Source organism: Rubinisphaera margarita (assembly GCF_022267515.1).
GTDB classification, from domain to species: domain Bacteria; phylum Planctomycetota; class Planctomycetia; order Planctomycetales; family Planctomycetaceae; genus Rubinisphaera; species Rubinisphaera margarita.
Genome location: NZ_JAKFGB010000002.1, coordinates 1 through 1,744 on the forward strand (window position 1 = coordinate 1; position 1,744 = coordinate 1,744).

The window sequence follows — 1,744 nt, forward strand, 5'->3', positions numbered from 1 at the left end:
AAGGCCATGAGTCGTGGAAGTGTCTTCGGTGAGGGTGGTGGGGAGGATTCCAATCAGCGGAAGGTGACACGTCGGGAGATCGACTCGAAGCGTGAAGTCTCCGAAATCATCGAAGAGTACGACCCGGCGACCGGCCGGATCCAGCGTCGCACGACGCGAACTCAGTCAGAAGAATCGCACATTTCTGAGCACGAGATGACCGGTTCCGGAGGGATGCTGGAAGGGGCGCCGGCGGCTCGTCTGGAGCAGCAGTTGCCTACGGATTGGCACCAGCGGGTGCCGTCGCAGCTGAAGGTCTCGATATTCCAGTCGAGCGATGCTGTTCCAGGAGAGCTGGTCGAACTGGCCGGCGATTATATCGCGGCACTTGCCGATGCCGGACCGCAGCAGGCAATTTGGACCTACGTGTTTCCATCGCGGGAAGGATTGCACCGGCTGGTTGTTAAGGCGACACCGGGAACTGCCGGATATCTGGAATGCCAGGTCTCTCTCGAGGGCTCGGTGGTCGGTCCCCGCTGGCTGGGAGTGGGTGATGCGAACTGGCAGCAGTCCATTACGTTGGATCGTGACTGGAACACGCCGCAGACGCGGATCGCTCCTCAGAAATGGCCACGTTCGGTAGAGGTGGTTGCGCTGGCTGCCGGTGGCAATTATCTGACGCACCAGGCTTCCTCGCAGCGGTTTGAGATCTCGGGAGCGCCGACGGCAGCTGAGCGAGCCGCGATGGCGTCATCTGTGGGCGGTTCAGGCTCAGGGGATGATGACGATGACGTTCCCGATGATGATGAATTTCCGACTTGCGATGGGGAAGAGTGTTGTTCTCCTGATCCTCCGCCTCCCGGGCCGCCAGAATCTTGTTGTGGCAACGATGGATGCGGTTCAAACACCTGTAGTGGTGGGAGCGGTGGCCGCCGCGGTGGAGGAGGGAGTGGCGGCGGAAACGGGTTAGGTCGTGGTGATCGAGACTTTGATTTAGGAGGACGTGGTGGTTCGTCGTGCTCCGGAGGGACCTGCAGTGCCTTCCCGGTGCGTTATTCAAGTGGCGAGATCCTGTTCCGGCAGGATGACATCTCTTCGGGAGGGTTCGGAACGAACTGGGGTCATACGCGGAGTTTCTGCAGCCGCCTGACCGGGAACTCTTCGTTTGGCAATGGCTATAACTGGCAGGTGCGAGAGTGGTCGTTCCTGTCCTTCCTGCGTGAGAACGGGGTGATCCAGACCATCGTCGTGCAGGGGCAGGCAACCAAGGCGCTGTGGTTCGACGTGGACAATGGAGCCTTCGTGGCGCGCTTTGGCGTCAAGAATGAACTGACTTATGATGCGGGCAATGATCTGTACGTGCTGTCCAATCCGGACGGCTCGATCCTGAAGTTTGTCGGCACGACAGGGGCCTTTAAGGAGCGAGTCAACCCCGGTGGATCGGTGATTCAGGCGACGCAGTACTCGGTGGATGGCCGCAATCCGACGCAGGTGGAACGGACGTACTCGATCAACTCGCAGACGATCATCGAGCAGCTGAACTATGAGTTCGATGCTTCGGTGATCCTGCCGCTGCTGCAGTCGGTCACGCTTCGCCGTAAGGTGGACGCCGGCAGCTGGGAGAATATCGTCCGGGCCAGCTACATCTATTACGACTTCGATGAGGACTATGGCCTGGATGGAGACCTCAAGACGGTCACCACCGCCGAATGGACTGGCTCGGCCTGGAGTGAGACCGGGACCTCCTACTTCCGCTATGAAACGC

The 1,744-nt window shown here is 59.9% G+C and carries 1 pseudogene; it reads left to right on the forward strand.

Annotated features, from left to right (window positions below):
• A pseudogene (locus L1A08_RS00025) lies at positions 1 to 1,744 on the forward strand (hypothetical protein); the annotation flags it as partial.